The following is an 18,966-nucleotide window of genomic DNA, read 5'->3' as shown; positions in this document are numbered from 1 at the left end:
CTTTTTTAACAAACTAAACCAGAATTACTGTTGATTAAAAGCAATATTTATTTTCGCTAATAATTTTTGCAGCAATTTTTTCACGAAGTCCAATTACATTTGGCATGTTCGTATATTTTGTAAAGCGCTTTAATCCCATTAACATCATACGTTGTTCGTCGCCTTCAGCAAAAGAAACAATTCCTTCTTTTCCTTTTTGGTTCACGATATCTACTGCATGATATAAGTATAATTTTGCCATAGCAATTTGCTCCTGAACTTTGTCTTCACCTTCTTTTTTAGCTAATTTTTCAGTTCTAAGAATCGTACTTTCAGCCATATAGATTTCGATTAAGATATCAGAAGCAGCCATTAGCAATTGTTGGTGTGATTCTAATTCTGGACCATATTTCTGAACTGCAGCTCCAGATACCATTAAGAAAACTTTTTTCAATTTGGCAATCATTTCCTTTTCTTCAGCAAATAATTCGGTGTAATCTGGAACATCAAAAGATGGAATTCCCATTAATTCTTCGGCAACAGCCATTGCTGGACCTAATAAATCAACGTGACCTTTCATTGCTTTTTTCACTAACATACCAACCGATAACATTCTGTTGATTTCGTTAGTTCCTTCGTAAATTCTAGCAATACGAGCATCTCTCCAAGCGCTTTCCATTGGTGCATCTTCTGAGAATCCCATTCCACCAAAAATTTGGATTCCTTCATCTGTACAAGCTTGAACATCTTCAGAAACGGCTACTTTTAAGATAGAACATTCTATTGCAAATTCTTCAACACCTTTTAATTCTGCTTCTTGGTGCGAATTTCCTTCACTAACTCTAATATTAATTCTGTTTTCAATATCAGCTGCAGCTCTGTAAGTAGCGCTTTCTCCAGCATATGAATTTGTTGCCATTTCAGCAATTTTAGCTTGGATAGCTCCAAAACTTGAAATAGGTGTTTTAAACTGAACTCTTTCGTTAGCATAATTAACTGCTCCAGTAATTGTTCTTCTTTGCGCTTCTAAACACGCAGCAGCTAATTTAATACGTCCAACATTTAAAGCATTCATCGCAATTTTAAAACCTTCGCCACGACCAGCCAACATATTTTCTACTGGTACTTTTGTTTCATTAAAGAAAACCTGACGCGTAGAAGAGGAGCGAATTCCTAATTTGTGCTCTTCATCACCCATTGAAATACCGTTTGAAGGATCATTTTCAACGATGAAACCAGTAATATTTTTATCATCTTCAATACGAGCGAAAACAATCATTACGTTACAAAAACCAGCATTTGAAATCCACATTTTTCCACCTGTGATTTTATAATGTGTTCCATCTTCTGAAAGAACAGCTTTTGTTTTTCCTGAATTCGCATCCGAACCTGCTCCTGGTTCTGTTAAACAGTAAGCCCCAAACCATTCGCCAGAAGCTAATTTTGGTACATATTTTTGTTTTTGTTCTTCTGTTCCGTATAACGTAATTGGCATAGTTCCAATTCCAGTATGCGCTCCAAAAGCAGTTGAAAACGAACCAGTTGCTCCTGAAATATAATCACAAACCAAAACGGTATTTACAAATCCCATTTCCATTCCGCCATAAGCCGCAGGAACAGCCACACTTAAGTAACCTAATTCACCAGCTTTACGCATGATGTCTTCTGTTAGAGCGTAATCTTTCTTTTCGAAGCGCTCTTTGTTTGGCCAAATTTCTTTGTCTACGAATTCGATAACCGAATCACGCATCATAACTTGTTCTTCATTGAAGTCTTCTGGTGTGAAGATGTCTTCGCATTTTGTTTCTTTTACTAGGAATTGTCCTCCTCTGATGATATCTGACATAACTTTTATTTTTTAGAGAAAAGAAATTTTAATTTCTATTTATTAATGGTTAATTATTTTTTTGGAACACAGATAGAAGAAATGGATGAAATTTTAGAAATTTCTTTAATTTTTCCAATCAGTGTTCCTTTATTTTATTTCAAAAATTCAAAAACTCCAGCAGCACCTTGACCTGTTCCAACACACATCGAAACAATTCCATATTTGCTGTTTCTCAGGCGCATTTCGTCAAACAATTGAACGGATAGTTTAGCACCAGTACAACCTAGTGGGTGACCTAAAGCAATGGCTCCACCGTTCACGTTAACGATTTCAGGATTTAAACCTAATTCTCTAACAACGGCCAATGATTGCGCTGCGAAAGCTTCGTTTAGTTCAATTAAGTCGATTTGGTCTTGTTTTAATCCCGCTTGTTTTAATGCTTTTGGAATTGCGGTAACTGGTCCAATTCCCATAATTCTTGGTTCAACACCAGAAGCAGCGTAGCTTACCATTCTTGCAATTGGTTCTAAGTTTAGCTCTTTAACCATTTCTTCGCTCATGATTAAAACGAAAGCCGCTCCATCACTCATTTGTGAAGAGTTTCCAGCTGTAACCGAACCATCAGCTGCAAATACCGGTCTTAATCCTGCTAAAGCTTCAATTGAAGTTCCAGCTCTTGGTCCTTCGTCTTTATTCACTACATATGATTTGGTTTCTTTTTTACCGTTTTCATTTACGAAAGTTTGCTCCACTGTAATTGGAACAATTTGTTTATCAAATTTACCTTCCGCTTGCGCTTTCAAAGCTTTCATGTGAGAATGATACGCAAACTCATCTTGGTCAGCACGAGAAACGTTGAATTGTTTTGCAACAGCTTCAGCCGTTAATCCCATTCCCCAGTAATAATCTTCGTTACCTGCAGCGGCAACTTTATAATCTGGTGTTGGTTTGTAACCTCCCATTGGAATATAACTCATACTTTCTGCACCACCAGCAATGATACAATCTGCCATTCCTGATTGAATTTTAGCTGTTGCCATAGCTATAGTTTCTACTCCAGAAGCACAATATCTGTTTACTGTAACTCCAGGAACATCGGTAATTTTTAATCCCATTAACGAAATTAAACGTGCGACATTTAAACCTTGTTCAGCTTCTGGCATGGCATTTCCTACCATTACATCATCAATTCGCGTTTTATCGAAATCAGGCAACTCTTTCATCATGTGTTCGATGGTTTCTGCTGCTAATTCATCAGGTCTTTTGAATCGAAATAAGCCTTTTGGAGCTTTTCCAACTGCTGTTCTATATCCTTTAACTATATATGCTGTTTTCATTTCTTAGTTTCTTAATGGTTTCCCTTTGGTTAACATGTACTGAATTCTTTCTAAAGATTTTCTTTCTCCAGTTAATGATAAAAATGCTTCTCTTTCTAAATCCAATAAATATTGTTCAGAAACTAAAGTTGCTTCTGATAAATCACCACCAGCCATTACATAAGCTAGTTTGTTTGCAATTTTCTTATCGTGTTCAGAAATGTATTTACCAGCTTCCATTTGGTCAGTTCCTACTAAGAACATACCTAAAGCTTGTTTACCTAATACTTTAATATCTTTTCTTCTTACAGGTTGTGTGTAACCTTGCTCTGCCATTTGTAAAGCTACTTGTTTAGCAGTTGCAATTTGACGGTCTTTGTTTACCACTACGATATCTCTTCCTTTTTGTAAAACGCCAGTATCAAAACCTTCATAAGCTGAAGTAGCTACTTTTGCCATTCCTACAGTTAAGAAATATTCTTGTAAAACATTTAATTCCACATCGTTTTTACGAAATAAATCAGAAGCTCTTAAAGCCATTTCTTTAGAACCACCACCACCAGGAATTACTCCAACACCAAATTCTACTAATCCGATATAAGTTTCTGCAGCAGCAACGGCTCTGTCAGCGTGCATAGTTAATTCGCAACCACCACCTAATGTCATTCCGTGAGGAGCAGCAATAACTGGAATTGCAGAATAACGACAACGCATCATCGTGTCTTGGAACATTTTGATAGCGATGTTTAATTCGTCATATTCTTGTTCGACAGCCATCATGAAAATCATTCCTAAATTGGCTCCAACTGAGAAATTAGCGCCTTGATTTCCAATTACTAAACCATTGTAATCTTTTTCAGCAATGTCAATAGCTTTATTGATTCCTTGTAAAACACCAGCGCCAATAGAATTCATTTTTGAAGTAAATTCTAAATTGATGATTCCATCACCTAAATCGGTAATGATTGAATCGCTGTTGTTCCATATTTTTTTGCTTTCGCGAATGTTATTTAAGATAATGAAGGCATCTTGACCAGGAATTTTCTCTACTTTTTTGTTTGTGATAGAGTAGAAGTGTGTTGCTCCATCTTTAATCGAATAAAAAGAAGTATTTCCAGAAGCTAACATATCGGTTACCCAAGAAGCAGGTTGATAACCTTCCGCTTTCATTAATTCGATTCCTTTTTCCACTCCAATGGCATCCCAAATTTCGAATGGACCGTTTTCCCAACCGAAACCAGCTTTCATGGCATCGTCGATTTTGTAGAAAGCGTCTGTGATTTCAGGAATTCTGTTTGAACAATATTGGAACATAGAAGCGAAGTTTTTTCTGTAAAAATCTCCAGCTTTGTCTTTTCCTGTGACTAAAACTTTGAATCTATCGATTGGTTTTTCAATCGTTTTAGTTAATTCTAAAGTAGCGAATGATGCTTTTTTATTGGCTCTATATTCTAATGTATCTAAATCTAAAGTTAGAATGTCTTTTCCTTCTTTTTTGTAGAAACCTTGTCCTGTTTTGCTTCCTAACCATTTGTTTTCCATCATTTTGTTAACAAATTCTGGAAGCTTGAATAATTCATGCGCTTCGTCGTTTGGACAATTCTCATAAATTCCGTTAGCTACGTGAACTAAAGTATCTAAACCAACCACATCAACTGTTCTGAAAGTTGCGGATTTTGGACGACCAATAACTGGTCCAGTTAATTTATCCACTTCTTCAACCGTTAATCCCATTTCTTTTACTTGGTGGAATAAACTTTGAATTCCGAAGATTCCAATTCTATTTCCGATAAAAGCTGGAGTATCTTTTGCTACAACTGAAGTTTTTCCTAAGAATTTTTCACCATATCCATTTAAGAAATCTAATACTTCGTTGGATGTTTTTGGTCCAGGAATGATTTCAAATAATTTTAAGTAACGTGCTGGATTGAAAAAGTGTGTTCCACAGAAATGTTGTTGAAAATCGTCGCTTCTTCCTTCGCTCATGAATTGGATTGGAATACCAGACGTATTTGAGGTTACTAAAGTTCCTGGTTTTCTATATTTGTCAACTTGTTCAAAAACAATTTTCTTGATGTCTAATCGTTCCACAACCACTTCGATAATCCAATCTGCAGTTGCAATTTTTGACATATCATCTGTTGTGTTACCTGTTGTAATTCTATTGGCAAAACTTGGATGATAAATAGGAGAAGGTTTTGATTTTAAAGCATTGGCTAAATGATCGTTTACTAATCGATTTCTAACCATTTTGTTTTCTAAAGTCAATCCTTTTTTCTGCTCTGCTTCGGTTAGTTCGTTTGGTGCAATGTCTAATAATAAGACTTCGACACCAATATTGGCGAAATGGCAGGCAATGCCACTTCCCATAATTCCGGAACCGATAACAGCCACTTTTTTAATATTACGTTTCATATTATATAGGTTGGTTATTTGTCGTTATAGATTTTTTTATCTGCAATTAATTCGTTTATAATTTCGGCAACTTCCATAAAGTGTTGTAATTTTTCTTCTGAAACATGTTGTTTTATGGTTTCGTTGAATTTCAGTACCGTTGTTTTAGAAAGTTCCCTTTTATCTTGACCTTCTTTGGTAAGATGAATCAAAACGCCTCGACCGTCAATTGGATTTTTCTTTTTACTAATTAAACCTCTGTCTTCCATTGATTTTAAGGTTCTTGTTAAGCTAGTTGCTTCCATTCCCATTTTCGGACCTAGTGCGGTTGATGGTGTTCCTTTTTCTCTGTCAATACTCAACAGAGCAAAACCTGTAGCCATAGTAGCCCCGTATTTGGCAGCTTCTTCGTTGTACATTCTTGCAACAGCTTGCCAAGTTGCTCTTAATATATAATCTATTGTTTTATCTTTCATTGGATTGAATTCTAAACTTTTTCAAATATAAAAAAAAATACTATGCATGCATAGTATTTTTTCATTTTTTTACAAAAATTAACATTTTATAAACATGAAACCCACAAAAAGTGGGCTTCATTAGGTTTAACTATAAATTTTTTGATATAAATCGTTGTATTTTTCTTTAATTATTTTACGTTTTAATTTCATGGTTGGAGTTAAATGTCCAGCGTCAATTGACCAAACATCAGGGGTAAGTTCAAAACGTTTTACTTTTTCCCAGTTACCAAAACGTTCGTTGATTTCATCAACTTCTCTTTGGATACGTTTGATAACGCGTTCGTTTTGCACAATTTCTTCATTAGTAGCCCCTAAGTTAATTCCTTTTCTTTGTGACCATTCTGCTAAGAATTCAAAACTTGGTTGGATAAATGCTCCTGGCATTTTTTCTCCATCACCAATAACCATAATTTGTTCAATGAAACGAGACTGCTTGAAATGGTTTTCTAACATCTGTGGCGCAATATATTTTCCACCAGAAGTTTTGAACATTTCTTTCTTACGATCGGTAATTTTTAAGAACCCATCAGCATCAATTTCTCCGATATCACCCGTATGAAAATAGCCACCTTTGATTACATCGTTTGTTTGTGCTTCGTCTTTATAGTAACCAATCATAACATTTGGTCCTTTGCAAAGAATTTCGCCATCTTCAGCTATTTTTACTTTAACACCTTCTAATACTTTACCAACAGTACCAACTCTAAAACCTTTATTTCTCATGTCATTAACAGAGATAACAGGTGATGTTTCCGTTAAGCCATAACCTTCCATAACTGGAATTCCTGCTGCGCAAAATACTTTTGATAAACGCGTTTGTAAAGCTGCACTTCCACAAACTAATAATTCTAGTTCGCCTCCAAGAGCTTCTTGCCATTTGGAGAAGATTAGTTTTCTAGCAATTTTTAATTTGAATTCGTACCAACCTCCATTTTCATTGTAAGGTTTGTAGTTCATTCCTAAATCTAAAGCCCAAAAGAATAATTTTTTCTTGATTCCTGTTAAATCTGCTCCTTTGGCATAAATTTTATCGTAAACTTTTTCTAATAATCTTGGTACAACCGACATTACGTGTGGATGTACTTCTTTTAAGTTGTCTGAAATTTTTTCAATGCTTTCAGCGAAGTAAATCGAAATACCATAATATTGGTATAAATAGGTCAACATTCTTTCGAAGATGTGACAAATAGGTAAGAAGCTCAATGCTCTTGTATCACCAGCACGTAATGGAACTCTTGGAGCACTCATTAATACGTCGGAAACGATATTTTGATGCGTTAACATTACGCCTTTTGGTCGACCTGTTGTTCCAGAAGTATAGATGATTGTTGCTAGATCAGTTGTTGCAATTTCGTCTTTTCTTTTTTCAACATCTTCTTGGTTGGAAGTATCAGCTCCTAGTTCTAAAATTTCTTTCCAATTTTTACAACCTGGAATTTCGTTGTAGGAGAAAATTTCTTTTAACGAAGGAACATTGGCTTTAATTGAAATTAATTTGTCGTACACTTCACTATCTGAAACGAAAACATATTTTGACTCTGAATGGTTTAAAATGTACTCATAATCTTCCGCAGAAATGGTTGGATACATTGGAACCGTTTGTGCTCCTGTTTGTAATGCACCAATATCTGTTATGTGCCATTCGGTTCTATTGTTTGAGGAAATAATCGCTATTTTGTCGTTTCTATTAACACCCAATCGAAGTAAACCTCTTGAAAGCGCATTAGCTTTATCAAGATATTCTTGAGTAGAAGTTTTAATCCATTCTCCATTGTATTTGGTTACCAATGCATCTGAAAGTTTGTACTTTTCTAATTGGTAATATGGAAATTCAAATAATCGTGTAATTTGGTTCATAATTTACAGTTTTATAATGTTGCAAATTAAGAAAATATAATTAATTAACCAATTTTTTATTGTTTTCCTATTTTCTGGTTTTACTAATTTGATTATTAATTTATTATGCAAGCATAATAGATGTTTTTTCTCGAAGAAAATATAGGTGTGAATTAGAATATAAGCTAAAAAACAACTTTATCTTCATTAAAAGTTCACAATATGTGAATTATGCAAACATTAAATCGTAGAATGTAATTTTATTAGATATTATTAGTCGATATTTGTATACAGCAGCTAATAGGTTTATCTATTTAAAATTAATTGCTTGACAAAAAATGAAAAAAGTAAACGAGTTTATTGAAGTTGAAAAAGGAAAAATCCACATTGTTGTGGAACTAATTGAATACATACCCAATGCAGTGGTGAGTAAAACAATTATAAAAAAAGTAACTGGAAATGTTACAGCATCTTCCTTTGATGCTGGAGAAGAGCTGGATGAAAAAAAATCTCCTTTCGACACCTACATTCAAATAATTGACGGTGTAGCAGAACTTTCCATTGACAAAAAGAAATTCAAGTTAAAATTAGGTGATGGTATGGTTATTCCAGCGCATTCCAATCATCAATTTAGTGCTAATCAACAATTCAAAATGATTTCAACAGTAATTAAAAGTGGTTATGAAGATTAAATAATACAGAGCAAAAATTAATTTGCTTTTAAATACCAAAAAAAACAGTATGATACTCTACATTAAATACATGGTTAGTCTTCGCTGTAAAATGATGGTCAAAGAAGAATTAAAAAAAATTGGGTTGCACCATGTTAATGTTGATTTAGGTGTGGTTGAGATTATGGAAGACATAACACCTGTCAAATTTGAATTATTAAAAAATAATTTAGCCAAGTCAGGTCTGGAATTACTAGATGATAAAAAATCAATCTTAATTGAAAAAATAAAAGATGTAATTATTGAAATGGTTCACTATACCGATGAACTACCCAAAGTAAATTACTCCGATTACATTAGTGAAAAGCTGAACCAAGATTATACTTACCTTTCCAATATCTTTTCCGAAGTAAAAGGAATTACCATTCAAAAATTTATCATCAATCACAAAATTGAACGTGTCAAAGAGTTGTTATTGTATGATGAGTTGAACTTAACCGAAATAGCCTATTTGTTAAACTATAGTAGTGTAGCTCACTTATCAGGACAGTTTAAAAAAGTCACAGGTTTATCTCCGTCTTACTTCAAACAGCTAAAAAAGAAAAGAAAATCAAAACTTAGAGAAAATTTAGAGAGTATTTAGAGTTAAATATTTGTAAATGTGTGATTTATATAATATTGTTTTTTAATGCTATAACTTTTTTAGTTTTATATAAACCACCTTTGTTTAATAAGATTATAACATTTAAAAACAATTAAAAATGGAATCAAAAGAAAACAAAGGGACAGACGTTTTTAAAATTTCTGGTGATTGGAAACCACAAGCAGTTAGACTGAAAGAAGAATTTCCACAACTAACAGATTCAGATTTGAAATTTGAAAGTGGAAGAGAAGATGATTTAATTAAGAGAGTGGAAACTCGTTTGCATAAAAAACGAGAAGAGGTAATTAATATTATCAAAAAAGGGCAACCTACAAAATAAAATTGACTTTTTTTGTGGGCAACTTAGTAACTGAAAAATGCTAAGAATACACAAAATTGCCAATAAAGGGCGTAGGTGAGTTTTCATCTACGCTTTTTTTGTTCATCTAACTACTATCCAAAAATGATACCAATCAAAAAAGAAGGAATCCTTCTTACAAAAACCGAACTTTCTTTTGAAAATGACAGTGTTTTAAATCCTGCAATTATGCAAGAAGGAACTACGGTTCATATGTTGTATCGTGCTGTAAGAAGCGGTAACTATTCAACCATAGGATATTGTAAGTTTGAAGGACCTTTAAAAATAGTTCAGCGTAATGATACGCCCTTACTAATTCCATTTTCAGATGAAGATTCAAAAGGAATTGAAGATCCAAGAATTGTCAAAATAGAGGGTGTTTACTATATTACTTACACTGCTTACAATGGAATTAATGCCTTAGGAGCTCTAGTCACGTCAACTGATTTACAGACTTTTGAACAACAAGGAATTATTGTTCCCAAATTCACTTTTGACGAGTTCAAACTACTAGCCGAATGTAACAATTTGGTAAATGCAAAATATTTTCGTCACGTTCGCCATTTTGAACCTAATGAAGAAATATTCCTTTGGGATAAAGATGTAATTTTCTTTCCAAGAAAGATAAATGGAAAATTAGCTTTTTTACATCGAATTCGCCCTGGTATTCAATTGGTTTTAATCAATAGTTTAGATGAATTAACTAAAGAGTTTTGGAATGACTATTTCTTACACTTTAATGAGCATATTATTTTAGATCCCGTAGGAACTAATCATGAATCTGGTTTTATTGGCGGTGGTTGTCCTCCTATAGAAACGGAACTGGGCTGGTTACTCATTTATCACGGCGTTTTTGATACTTCTGAAGGCTATATTTATACAGCTGCGGCTGCTTTATTAGACATCGATAATCCTACAAAAGTAATTGCAAGATTGAAAGATCCTTTATTTGAACCCGAACTTGATTATGAAAAAAATGGAGTCGTTTCTAATGTAGTATTTCCAACAGGAACTGCTTTATTTGATGATACACTTTATATCTATTATGGTGCGGCAGACAAATGTATTGCTTGTGCTTCGTTAAGTTTAAAAGCATTATTGCAAGAATTATTACTAAATCCAACTCCATATGAAAGCTAATTTATTTCCAACGTATAATAATTCCTTTTTAGTTTATAATGAAGCCAAAAGGAACTTGAATGAAAGTGATTTAATGATACTCATAATGAATTCTAAATCCGAAACAATTTCTACTGATAAAGAAAACAAACTGCCAGAAATTGTCTTTATTTCATCGTATCCACCAAGAGAATGCGGTATCGCAACTTATACTCAAGATTTGAAAAATGCTATTCAAGAGAAATTTGGAAATTCTTTTTCTTTAAAAATTTGTGCTTTAGAAACTACAGAAGCAGATTATGAATATCCCAAAGAAGTTAAATACAGAATAAACACTCAACTTGAAGCACATTTTACAGCATTATCAACAAAAATCAATGCAGATAAAAATATAGCTATGGTTTTTTTGCAACATGAATTTGGCCTTTTTGGCGGTATTTACGGAAATTATTTGTTGAAGTTCATGAAGCATCTAAAGCGACCAATAGCGACTACTTTTCATTCTGTTTTACCCAATCCAGATCAAAAATTAAAAAAAGTAGTTCGAAAAATTGCTGATTATTCAAATTTTTTAGTGGTAATGACTAGTATTTCAAAGTCTATTTTGATAAGAGATTATGGTATTGCCGAACGAAAAATTATCGTAATCTCTCATGGAACTCATTTAGTAGCTTCATTTGATGATTTACAATACAAAATTAAAAACCTATTTAGTGATAGAATAGTACTAACAACCTTTGGTTTGTTGAATCAAGGAAAAAGTATAGAAACGGCTTTAGAAGCGCTACCTCAAATCATTAAAAAATTTCCCAATGTCATTTATTTAATCATTGGAAAAACGCATCCAGAAGTACTAAAATGGGAAGGTGAAAAATACCGAAATTTTCTATACGAAAAAGTACAAGAATTGCATTTGGAAAATAATGTTCGATTCATTAATAAGTATTTATCATTAGAAGAATTAATGGATTATTTACAACGAACAAAGATCTATTTGTTTACCTCTAAAGATCCAAACCAAGCGGTAAGTGGCACATTAGCTTATGCAATGGCTTGCGGTTGTCCTGTAATTGCAACCCCAATTCCACATGCCAAAGAATTTTTAAATGGAGCTGGAGTAAATTATGATTTTCAAAACGCCAATCAACTTGCCCAAAAAACAATTGAATTACTTAACAATCCAAAGCTGTTAAAAGAAATGCGTTTGAATGCTTTGCATAAAATTAGTCCAACGTCTTGGCAAAATTCGGCTATTGCTCATATCGATTTAGTTAAAAATAATAGCAATAAGTTAAAAATTGAGCTACAATATGAAATACCAGAAATTTCATTAAATCATATTAAAAGAATGACAACTGAAGATGGATTAATTCAGTTTTCAGCAATTGCTACACCAAATATTCAATCGGGTTATACTTTAGATGATAATGCAAGAGCATTAATTGCTGTTACCAAACACTATCAGCTAACGAATGAAGAAACTGATTTAGAATTGATAGATATTTATTTAAAGTTCATTCTTTTGTGTCAACAGGAAAATGGAAGTTTTCTAAATTATGTAGATAAAGATGGAAATTTCACACCTAATAATTCTAATGAAAATTTAGAAGATGCTAATGGTAGAGCTATTTGGGCTTTAGGAGAATTTATTTCATTACAAGAAATTATTCCCAATAACTTAATTAGAAAAGCAAAATTTTCAATTGAAAAAGCTTTAATAAACATTCATAAATTTCGTTCTCCAAGAGCAGTTTCATTTGCTATCAAAGGATTGTATTTTTACAATTTAGATACTCAAAGTCCAAGAATAAATTACATAATTACTTCATTAGCAGATAATTTAGTTTCAAAATACCGCGGAATTTCAGATAAAAAATGGAAATGGTTTGAAGATTATTTAACCTATGCAAACAGTATACTACCAGAAGCAATGCTTTTTGCAGGATTAAGCACAGGAAGTGAATTGTATAAAAACATTGCTAAAACTTCATTTGATTTTTTGCTTGATCTTACTTTTAAAGAAGACCAAATTAAAGTTATCTCAAATCAAGGTTGGTATCAAAAAGGGAAAAAGGTTAACCAATATGGAGAACAACCAATAGATGTAGCGTATACCATTTTAGCTTTACACACATTTTATCAAGTATATGAAGAAGAAGCTTATAAAGAAAAAATGAAAATAGCTTTTGATTGGTTCTTAGGTAAAAATCATTTGCGCCAAATAGTTTATAACCCAAAAACAGGAGGATGTTATGATGGTTTAGAAGAAAATCATATCAATCTCAACCAAGGAGCAGAATCCACAATTAGTTATTTATTATCCCGTTTAGCTCTGGAAAAGGTAATGAACACGGCAAAAGTAATGGGATACCATGAAGAAGTTTTTCAAAATAAGTGAATCATGTAACTTAAATTACGTATTGTGTAACACATTTTAAGTCATACAACCGCACCTTTGTAATATAAATTAGTAACAAAATATTATAATGCATTATGATAAAGAGTTAAAGTAATTTGTTAATCAATAATACGCATTTAACTTAAATAAAAAAAACATGAAAAAAGCAATCCTAACGATCGCATTAATTACATTATCAGTTTCAAATTCTGTTGCACAAGAATCAACTTCAACAGATAATAGAGAAAAATTATTTTTTGGATTAAAAGTAGGAGCTAATTATTCCAATGTGTATGATTCTGAAAGCGAAGATTTTGTTGCAGATAGTAAATTTGGTTTAGTAGCTGGAGCTTTTGTTTCTATTCCATTAGGAAAGTTTATTGGAGTTCAACCCGAAGTTTTATTTTCTCAAAAAGGATTCAAGTCTTCTGGTACATTTCTAGGAACAGAATACAAAGCTACTAGAACTACTAATTATATTGATGTTCCTTTGTTATTAGCGGTTAAGCCAGTTGAGTTTATAACCATTTTATTTGGACCTCAATATTCTTATTTAATGAAACAGAAAGATGAATTTACAAGTGGTAGTTTTTCTTCTTCTGAAGAAGAGGAGTTTACTAACGACAATATTCGTAAAAACACTTTTTCACTAATTGGTGGTGCCGATTTGAATTTTAATAATTTCGTTATTGGACTAAGAAGTGGATGGGATTTGAAGAACAATCAAGGAGATGGATCATCAAACACACCACGTTATAAAAATATGTGGTATCAAGCAACAGTTGGTTACAGATTTTAATTTTAAAAAAAACAAACAATGGAAAATCAAAATAACGGAAAAATAATTGTTGGCAGCTTGTTAGTAGGAGCTTTAGTAGGCGCTACTGTTGGAGTATTGTTCGCACCTCACAAAGGAAAAAAAACAAGAAAAAACATTGCTAACAGTGTAAAGAAAACAGCCAAAAAAATTAAGAGTGAAATTAATGAAGATGGTCAATATTTAAAAGACAAAGCATCAGATTTTGGCAATCTTATAGAGAGCAAAATTAGTACTGCGGCAACTTCTTTCAAAGATAAAGCCAATGAATTACTTCATAATGGTTCAGACCATCAAATGAATAAAAAATAATAAAGAAAGACCATGATTTCTTTTTTTATAGAAATCATGGTTTTATTAACATTAAACAAGAAAAAGATGAAAACATTTATTTTAAAGACAGTTTTAACTGCTAGTATAATTGGTTTTTTTATGACAAGTTGCAACAATTCACCTACTGCAAAAGAAAGTAATTTAGAGCAAGCGAAACAAGACGTAATAGATGCTCAGGCAGAATTAGATCAGGCTGAAAATGATTCTATTAGTAATTTCAACACCTATAAAAAAAGTATTCAATTGAAATTAGTTGAAAACCAAGAACTAATAAGAGACTTAAAAATGAAGATTAGTTCCAAAGTAAAAGTTGAAAGAGACATCGATCAAGTTGAAATTAATAAGTTGGAAAGCAGAAATGCAGAATTAAAACTTAAAATTGAAAACTATGAGTTGGGCCCAGAACAACGATGGGCATTATTTAAAGTAGATTTGAATAATGAATTGGATGATTTAGGAAAATCTATATCAAGTATGGCAGAACGTAACCAGAAAAAATAATTAATATGAAATCAATTTTACTATTGCCAAGACATTTTTATTTGCTAGCATTTTTATTTGTTAGTTTAGTAACATTTATCTCTTGTTCTAAGAAAATTCAATTTGAAAATTCAAATATTGTACCAGCAGCTCGAGGTGAAGTAACGGTAAAGAAAGACAATAATAACAACTATAGTATTAGGTTAGATATTTCTTATTTAGCTGAGCCTGAGCGTTTACAACCGCCAAAAAAATATTATGTAGTTTGGTTGTCTTCTGAACAAAATCAAATACCATTAAATATTGGTCAAATTGTTGGAACTTCTAAACTTCACGTTAAGTTTGAAAGTGTTTCATCATCAAAGCCAAAAAGAATTTTCGTCACCGCAGAAGACGATGTAACAACACAATATCCAAGTCGTTATGTTGTTTTGGAAACAGATAAGTTTTAGTTTGGGGGGTTAATTTGGGGAAACTGCCTTCGGGCAGTTTTTTTTATTAAAAAAAGCTCTCATTTTATTGAGAGCTTTTCTTGTATTATTTTTTATTTTCAATCCATTTTCTAGCATTCACAAAAGCTTCTAGCCATGGCGAAACTTCGTCTTTTTGTCCTCTTTCTGGATAATGTGCCCAGTTCCAAGGAAAAGTAGAACGCTCAATGTGTGGCATCATTACCAAATGTCTTCCAGTTGTATCACACATCATAGCGGTGTTAAAATCAGAACCATTTGGATTGGCTGGATAACTTTCGTAAGCATATTTGGCTACAATATTATATTTCTCTTCTGAATAAGGTAACTTGAATTTTCCTTCTCCATGCGAAATCCAAACGCCTAAAGTTGTTCCTTCCAATGTAGATAACATCACCGAATTATTCTTCTGAACCGTTACCGAAGTAAAGCCGCTTTCGTGTTTGTTCGAAGTATTGTGATGCATTTTTCCATGAACATCATGTTCTGGATTGATTAATTCCAATTCCATTAACAATTGACAACCATTACAAATCCCAACAGAAAGTGTGTCTTCGCGTTTGAAGAAGTTTTTTAAAGCGGTATTCGCTTTTTCGTTGTATAAAAACGCTCCAGCCCAACCTTTAGCCGAACCTAGAACATCTGAATTCGAAAATCCTCCAACAGCTCCAATGAATTGAATGTCTTCCAATGTTTCTCTTCCCGAAATTAAATCGGTCATGTGTACATCTTTTACGTCAAATCCTGCCAAAAACATAGCATTTGCCATTTCACGTTCCGAATTACTTCCTTTTTCACGAATGATAGCTGCTTTTGGTTTTGGTTTTGAAGCATCAATCACAGGTAATTTACCAGTAAAATGCGATGGGAAAGTGAATTGTAAAGGTTGATTTTTGTAATTATCAAAACGTTCTTGAGCCATTCCGTTTTTAGATTGTTTGGAATCCAATAAGAACGAAGTTTCAAACCAAGTATCTCTTAACGTAGCTGGATTAAAAGTGAAACTATCTTCATGATTAATTACAGTGAAAATATCTCCTTCAACTACGGAACCAATTTTGAAAATTTCGACGTTTTGTGCAGCAAATTCTTTCTCTACAGCTTCATCCGCTTGGAAAACTACTGCAATATTTTCGTTGAATAAGGCTTTAACGGTGTCTTTCTCTCCGAAAGAAGTTAAGTCAATAAAAGCGCCTAATTTGGTATCAGCAAAACACATTTCCAATAAAGTTGTGATTAAACCACCACTTCCAATATCGTGTCCCGCTTTAATTTTTCTGTCTTTAATTAAATCTTGTAAAACATTGAATGCTTTTTTGAAGAATTCTGAATTTTGAATCGTTGGAACATCATTCCCAATTTTATTCAAAACCTGACCCAATGAACTTCCGCCTAATTTGAAACTATCTTGCGATAAATTCAAATAGTAAATATTGCCGCCATTTCGCTGTAAAACAGGCTCAACCACTTTGGTAATATTGGAACAATTTCCAGCAGCTGAAATAATAACCGTTCCAGGTGCAATTACTTCATCATTTGGATATTTTTGTTTCATCGAAAGCGAATCTTTTCCTGTTGGAATATTGATTCCCAATTCAATAGCAAAATCTGAACATCCTTTAACTGCTTCATATAAACGAGCGTCTTCGCCTTCATTTTTACAAGCCCACATCCAGTTGGCAGATAATGAAACCGAAGCTAAACCATCTTTCAATGGTGCCCACACTAAATTGGATAACGCTTCACCAATAGCTGTGCGTGAACCAGAAACTGGATTTACCAAAGCCGCAATAGGTGAGTGCCCAATAGAAGTTGCAATTCCTTCTTTTCCTTTGAAATCCAATGCCATTACACCAACATTATTTAAAGGCAACTGTAATGGACCTACGCATTGTTGTTTGGCAACTCGTCCGCCAACACAACGATCCACTTTATTGGTTAACCAATCTTTACAAGCAACAGCTTCTAATTGTAAAACATGATGTAAATACGTTGGAATTTCTTCTGTTGAATATGCTAAATCGCTATAATTAGTAGCAATTGTTTTATCTGTCATTACTGTTTTTGGTGAACTTCCGAAGAAATCTTCCAAAGCATAATCCATTGGTTTTTCACCTGTCGATTTGGATTCGAATGTAAATCTATGATCATTGGTAACATCACCTACTTGATACATTGGTGAACGTTCTCTGTCAGCAATTCTTTGTAAGGTTTCGATGTCTTTTTCACCAATAACCAATCCCATTCGTTCTTGTGATTCGTTTCCGATAATTTCTTTTGCCGAAAGTGTTGGATCGCCAACAGGTAATTTATCTAAATCGATTAATCCTCCAGTTTCTTCTACTAATTCAGAAAGACAATTCAAATGTCCCCCAGCGCCATGATCGTGAATCGATACGATTGGATTGTTATCACTTTCTACCAAACCACGAATAGCATTTGCAGCACGTTTTTGCATTTCTGGATTCGAACGTTGGATGGCATTTAATTCAATTCCTGAACCAAAAGCTCCAGTATCTGCTGAAGAAACCGCAGCTCCGCCCATTCCAATTCTATAATTTTCGCCACCTAAAATAACGATTTTATCTCCTTCTTGTGGTTTCTTTTTAATCGCTTGATCTAATTTTCCGTAACCAATTCCACCCGCTTGCATGATTACCTTATCGTAACCTAATTTTCTAGCCTGTGCTGAGCCTGTCGAAGTATTTTCTTCATGCTCGAACGTTAAAATAGAACCTGTGATTAAAGGCTGTCCAAATTTATTTCCAAAATCAGAAGCTCCGTTCGAAGCCTTAATTAAAATATCCATAGGAGTTTGGTACAACCAAGGTCTTTCTGCCATTCCGTTTTCCCATGGACGTTTGTCATCTTGAGCGGAGTCGAAAGGTGCTAAACGAGAATAAGAAGTCATGTAAACTGCAGTTCCTGCTAGCGGCAACGAACCTTGTCCTCCTGCTAAACGGTCTCGAATTTCTCCACCTGAACCTGTTGCAGCTCCGTTGAATGGTTCAACCGTTGTAGGGAAGTTATGTGTTTCTGCTTTTAAAGAAAGTACTGATTCGAATTCCTTTTCTTGGTAAAAATCAGGTTTGTCAGCGCTTTTTGGAGCAAATTGGGTTACTTTAGGACCTTTTACAAAAGCTACGTTATCTTTATATGCCGAAACAATATCGTTTGGATTGGTTTCTGATGTTTTCTTGATTAATTTGAATAGAGAAGTTGGTTTTTCTTCGCCATCAATCACAAAGGTTCCATTGAAAATTTTGTGACGGCAGTGTTCAGAATTCGCTTGTGAGAAAGCAAAAATTTCAGAATCGGTTAACTTTCTTCCTAATTTCGTTGAAAGGTTATTCAAATAATCCACTTCTTCTGGACTTAATGCTAAACCTTCTGATTTGTTATATACATCAATATCCTCGATATCTATTATTGGTTCTGGTTGGATATTTATCGTATAAATTTCTTGATTTAATTCCGAATACTTTTGTGAAAGCATTGGATCGAAATCAGTATAATCAGCAGTTACTTTTTGGAATTCTTCAATTCTGATAATGCCTGAAATTCCCATATTCTGAGTAATTTCAACGGCATTTGTACTCCAAGGCGTAACCATTGCGGCACGAGGTCCAACAAAAAAATCCGACAATACGGATTTTTCTATTTTATGTGCGTTGCCAAAAAGCCAATTTAATTTGTTGCTGTCTTCTGATGAAATCTCGTTTTGCGTTTGTACCGCAAAAACCGTGTTGGATTGGTTTCCGAAGAAATGAATCATTGTAGTTGTTGTTTGTGTGTTGTTTTAAAAT

The 18,966-nt window shown here is 33.4% G+C and carries 15 protein-coding genes; 9 read left to right on the top strand and 6 right to left on the bottom strand.

Annotation, left to right across the window (positions count from 1 at the left end; genetic code table 11):
- Positions 1–34: 34 nt before the first annotated feature.
- The 5 genes from DPN68_RS07675 to DPN68_RS07655 all read right to left on the bottom strand — a co-directional run bounded on the left by DPN68_RS07675 (position 35) and on the right by DPN68_RS07655 (position 7,892).
- Positions 35–1,825 (bottom strand): acyl-CoA dehydrogenase family protein, encoded by a 1,791-nt coding sequence (locus DPN68_RS07675; RefSeq protein ID WP_113989066.1) that lies wholly within the window; start codon positions 1,823–1,825, stop codon positions 35–37.
- Between the two features lie 134 nt (positions 1,826–1,959).
- Positions 1,960–3,144 carry an acetyl-CoA C-acyltransferase gene (locus tag DPN68_RS07670; protein ID WP_113989065.1) on the bottom strand — a complete coding sequence of 395 codons (1,185 nt, stop codon included), beginning with the start codon at positions 3,142–3,144 and terminating at the stop codon, positions 1,960–1,962.
- Positions 3,145–3,147: 3 nt separating this feature from the next.
- The gene (locus tag DPN68_RS07665) at positions 3,148–5,538 is read right to left on the bottom strand and encodes a 3-hydroxyacyl-CoA dehydrogenase/enoyl-CoA hydratase family protein (RefSeq protein ID WP_113989064.1); all 2,391 of its coding nucleotides are present in this window, start codon (positions 5,536–5,538) and stop codon (positions 3,148–3,150) included.
- A 14-nt stretch (positions 5,539–5,552) separates the two neighbouring features.
- Positions 5,553–5,993: a MarR family winged helix-turn-helix transcriptional regulator gene (locus DPN68_RS07660; RefSeq protein WP_113989063.1), complete on the bottom strand. Its 441-nt coding sequence runs from the start codon at positions 5,991–5,993 to the stop codon at positions 5,553–5,555.
- 126 nt (positions 5,994–6,119) lie between these two features.
- A complete protein-coding gene (locus DPN68_RS07655; RefSeq protein ID WP_113989062.1) occupies positions 6,120–7,892 on the bottom strand; it encodes an AMP-dependent synthetase/ligase in 1,773 nt (590 codons plus the stop codon).
- Between the two features lie 317 nt (positions 7,893–8,209).
- Between DPN68_RS07655 and DPN68_RS07650 the strand changes: the two genes are divergently transcribed.
- The 9 genes from DPN68_RS07650 (at position 8,210) to DPN68_RS07610 (ending at position 15,142) form a co-directional block, all read left to right on the top strand.
- Positions 8,210–8,563: a cupin domain-containing protein gene (locus tag DPN68_RS07650; RefSeq protein ID WP_113989061.1), complete on the top strand. Its 354-nt coding sequence runs from the start codon at positions 8,210–8,212 to the stop codon at positions 8,561–8,563.
- 49 nt (positions 8,564–8,612) lie between these two features.
- A complete protein-coding gene (locus DPN68_RS07645) occupies positions 8,613–9,185 on the top strand; it encodes a helix-turn-helix domain-containing protein (RefSeq protein WP_113989060.1) in 573 nt (190 codons plus the stop codon).
- Between the two features lie 118 nt (positions 9,186–9,303).
- Positions 9,304–9,525, top strand: coding sequence for a hypothetical protein (locus DPN68_RS07640; protein WP_113989059.1), 222 nt, complete (start codon positions 9,304–9,306; stop codon positions 9,523–9,525).
- A 123-nt stretch (positions 9,526–9,648) separates the two neighbouring features.
- Positions 9,649–10,683, top strand: coding sequence for a glycoside hydrolase family 130 protein (locus DPN68_RS07635; RefSeq protein ID WP_113989058.1), 1,035 nt, complete (start codon positions 9,649–9,651; stop codon positions 10,681–10,683).
- The gene (locus DPN68_RS07630) at positions 10,673–13,060 is read left to right on the top strand and encodes a glycosyltransferase (protein WP_113989057.1); all 2,388 of its coding nucleotides are present in this window, start codon (positions 10,673–10,675) and stop codon (positions 13,058–13,060) included. The genes DPN68_RS07635 and DPN68_RS07630 overlap by 11 nt, the downstream gene beginning before the upstream one ends.
- Before the next feature lie 157 nt (positions 13,061–13,217).
- Positions 13,218–13,859, top strand: coding sequence for a porin family protein (locus DPN68_RS07625; RefSeq protein WP_113989056.1), 642 nt, complete (start codon positions 13,218–13,220; stop codon positions 13,857–13,859).
- A gap of 18 nt (positions 13,860–13,877) precedes the next feature.
- Positions 13,878–14,189: a YtxH domain-containing protein gene (locus tag DPN68_RS07620; protein ID WP_113989055.1), complete on the top strand. Its 312-nt coding sequence runs from the start codon at positions 13,878–13,880 to the stop codon at positions 14,187–14,189.
- A gap of 66 nt (positions 14,190–14,255) precedes the next feature.
- Positions 14,256–14,711, top strand: coding sequence for a hypothetical protein (locus tag DPN68_RS07615; RefSeq protein ID WP_133256579.1), 456 nt, complete (start codon positions 14,256–14,258; stop codon positions 14,709–14,711).
- Positions 14,712–14,716: 5 nt separating this feature from the next.
- A complete protein-coding gene (locus tag DPN68_RS07610) occupies positions 14,717–15,142 on the top strand; it encodes a hypothetical protein (RefSeq protein ID WP_113989053.1) in 426 nt (141 codons plus the stop codon).
- An 85-nt stretch (positions 15,143–15,227) separates the two neighbouring features.
- On the opposite strand, the gene purL is transcribed toward DPN68_RS07610, so the two are convergent.
- Positions 15,228–18,935, bottom strand: coding sequence for a phosphoribosylformylglycinamidine synthase (gene purL / locus DPN68_RS07605; protein ID WP_113989052.1), 3,708 nt, complete (start codon positions 18,933–18,935; stop codon positions 15,228–15,230).
- Between the last annotated feature and the right edge of the window lie 31 nt (positions 18,936–18,966).

It is taken from the genome of Flavobacterium tibetense, from assembly GCF_003293845.1.
Taxonomy (GTDB): domain Bacteria; phylum Bacteroidota; class Bacteroidia; order Flavobacteriales; family Flavobacteriaceae; genus Flavobacterium; species Flavobacterium tibetense.
Note: the sequence above shows the minus strand (reverse complement) of the source record. Positions and strands in the feature narration are given on the sequence as shown.

Bases quoted from the DNA above. Each gene is read 5' to 3' on its own strand.
- purL (WP_113989052.1), bottom strand. From the start codon at position 18,935: ATGATTCATTTCTTCGGAAACCAATCCAACACGGTTTTTGCGGTACAA.
- DPN68_RS07615 (WP_133256579.1), top strand. From the start codon at position 14,256: ATGAAAACATTTATTTTAAAGACAGTTTTAACTGCTAGTATAATTGGT.
- DPN68_RS07650 (WP_113989061.1), top strand. From the start codon at position 8,210: ATGAAAAAAGTAAACGAGTTTATTGAAGTTGAAAAAGGAAAAATCCAC.
- DPN68_RS07635 (WP_113989058.1), top strand. From the start codon at position 9,649: ATGATACCAATCAAAAAAGAAGGAATCCTTCTTACAAAAACCGAACTT.
- DPN68_RS07665 (WP_113989064.1), bottom strand. From the start codon at position 5,538: ATGAAACGTAATATTAAAAAAGTGGCTGTTATCGGTTCCGGAATTATG.
- DPN68_RS07620 (WP_113989055.1), top strand. From the start codon at position 13,878: ATGGAAAATCAAAATAACGGAAAAATAATTGTTGGCAGCTTGTTAGTA.
- DPN68_RS07675 (WP_113989066.1), bottom strand. From the start codon at position 1,825: ATGTCAGATATCATCAGAGGAGGACAATTCCTAGTAAAAGAAACAAAA.
- DPN68_RS07625 (WP_113989056.1), top strand. From the start codon at position 13,218: ATGAAAAAAGCAATCCTAACGATCGCATTAATTACATTATCAGTTTCA.
- DPN68_RS07645 (WP_113989060.1), top strand. From the start codon at position 8,613: ATGATACTCTACATTAAATACATGGTTAGTCTTCGCTGTAAAATGATG.
- DPN68_RS07630 (WP_113989057.1), top strand. From the start codon at position 10,673: ATGAAAGCTAATTTATTTCCAACGTATAATAATTCCTTTTTAGTTTAT.
- DPN68_RS07660 (WP_113989063.1), bottom strand. From the start codon at position 5,993: ATGAAAGATAAAACAATAGATTATATATTAAGAGCAACTTGGCAAGCT.
- DPN68_RS07610 (WP_113989053.1), top strand. From the start codon at position 14,717: ATGAAATCAATTTTACTATTGCCAAGACATTTTTATTTGCTAGCATTT.
- DPN68_RS07655 (WP_113989062.1), bottom strand. From the start codon at position 7,892: ATGAACCAAATTACACGATTATTTGAATTTCCATATTACCAATTAGAA.
- DPN68_RS07640 (WP_113989059.1), top strand. From the start codon at position 9,304: ATGGAATCAAAAGAAAACAAAGGGACAGACGTTTTTAAAATTTCTGGT.
- DPN68_RS07670 (WP_113989065.1), bottom strand. From the start codon at position 3,144: ATGAAAACAGCATATATAGTTAAAGGATATAGAACAGCAGTTGGAAAA.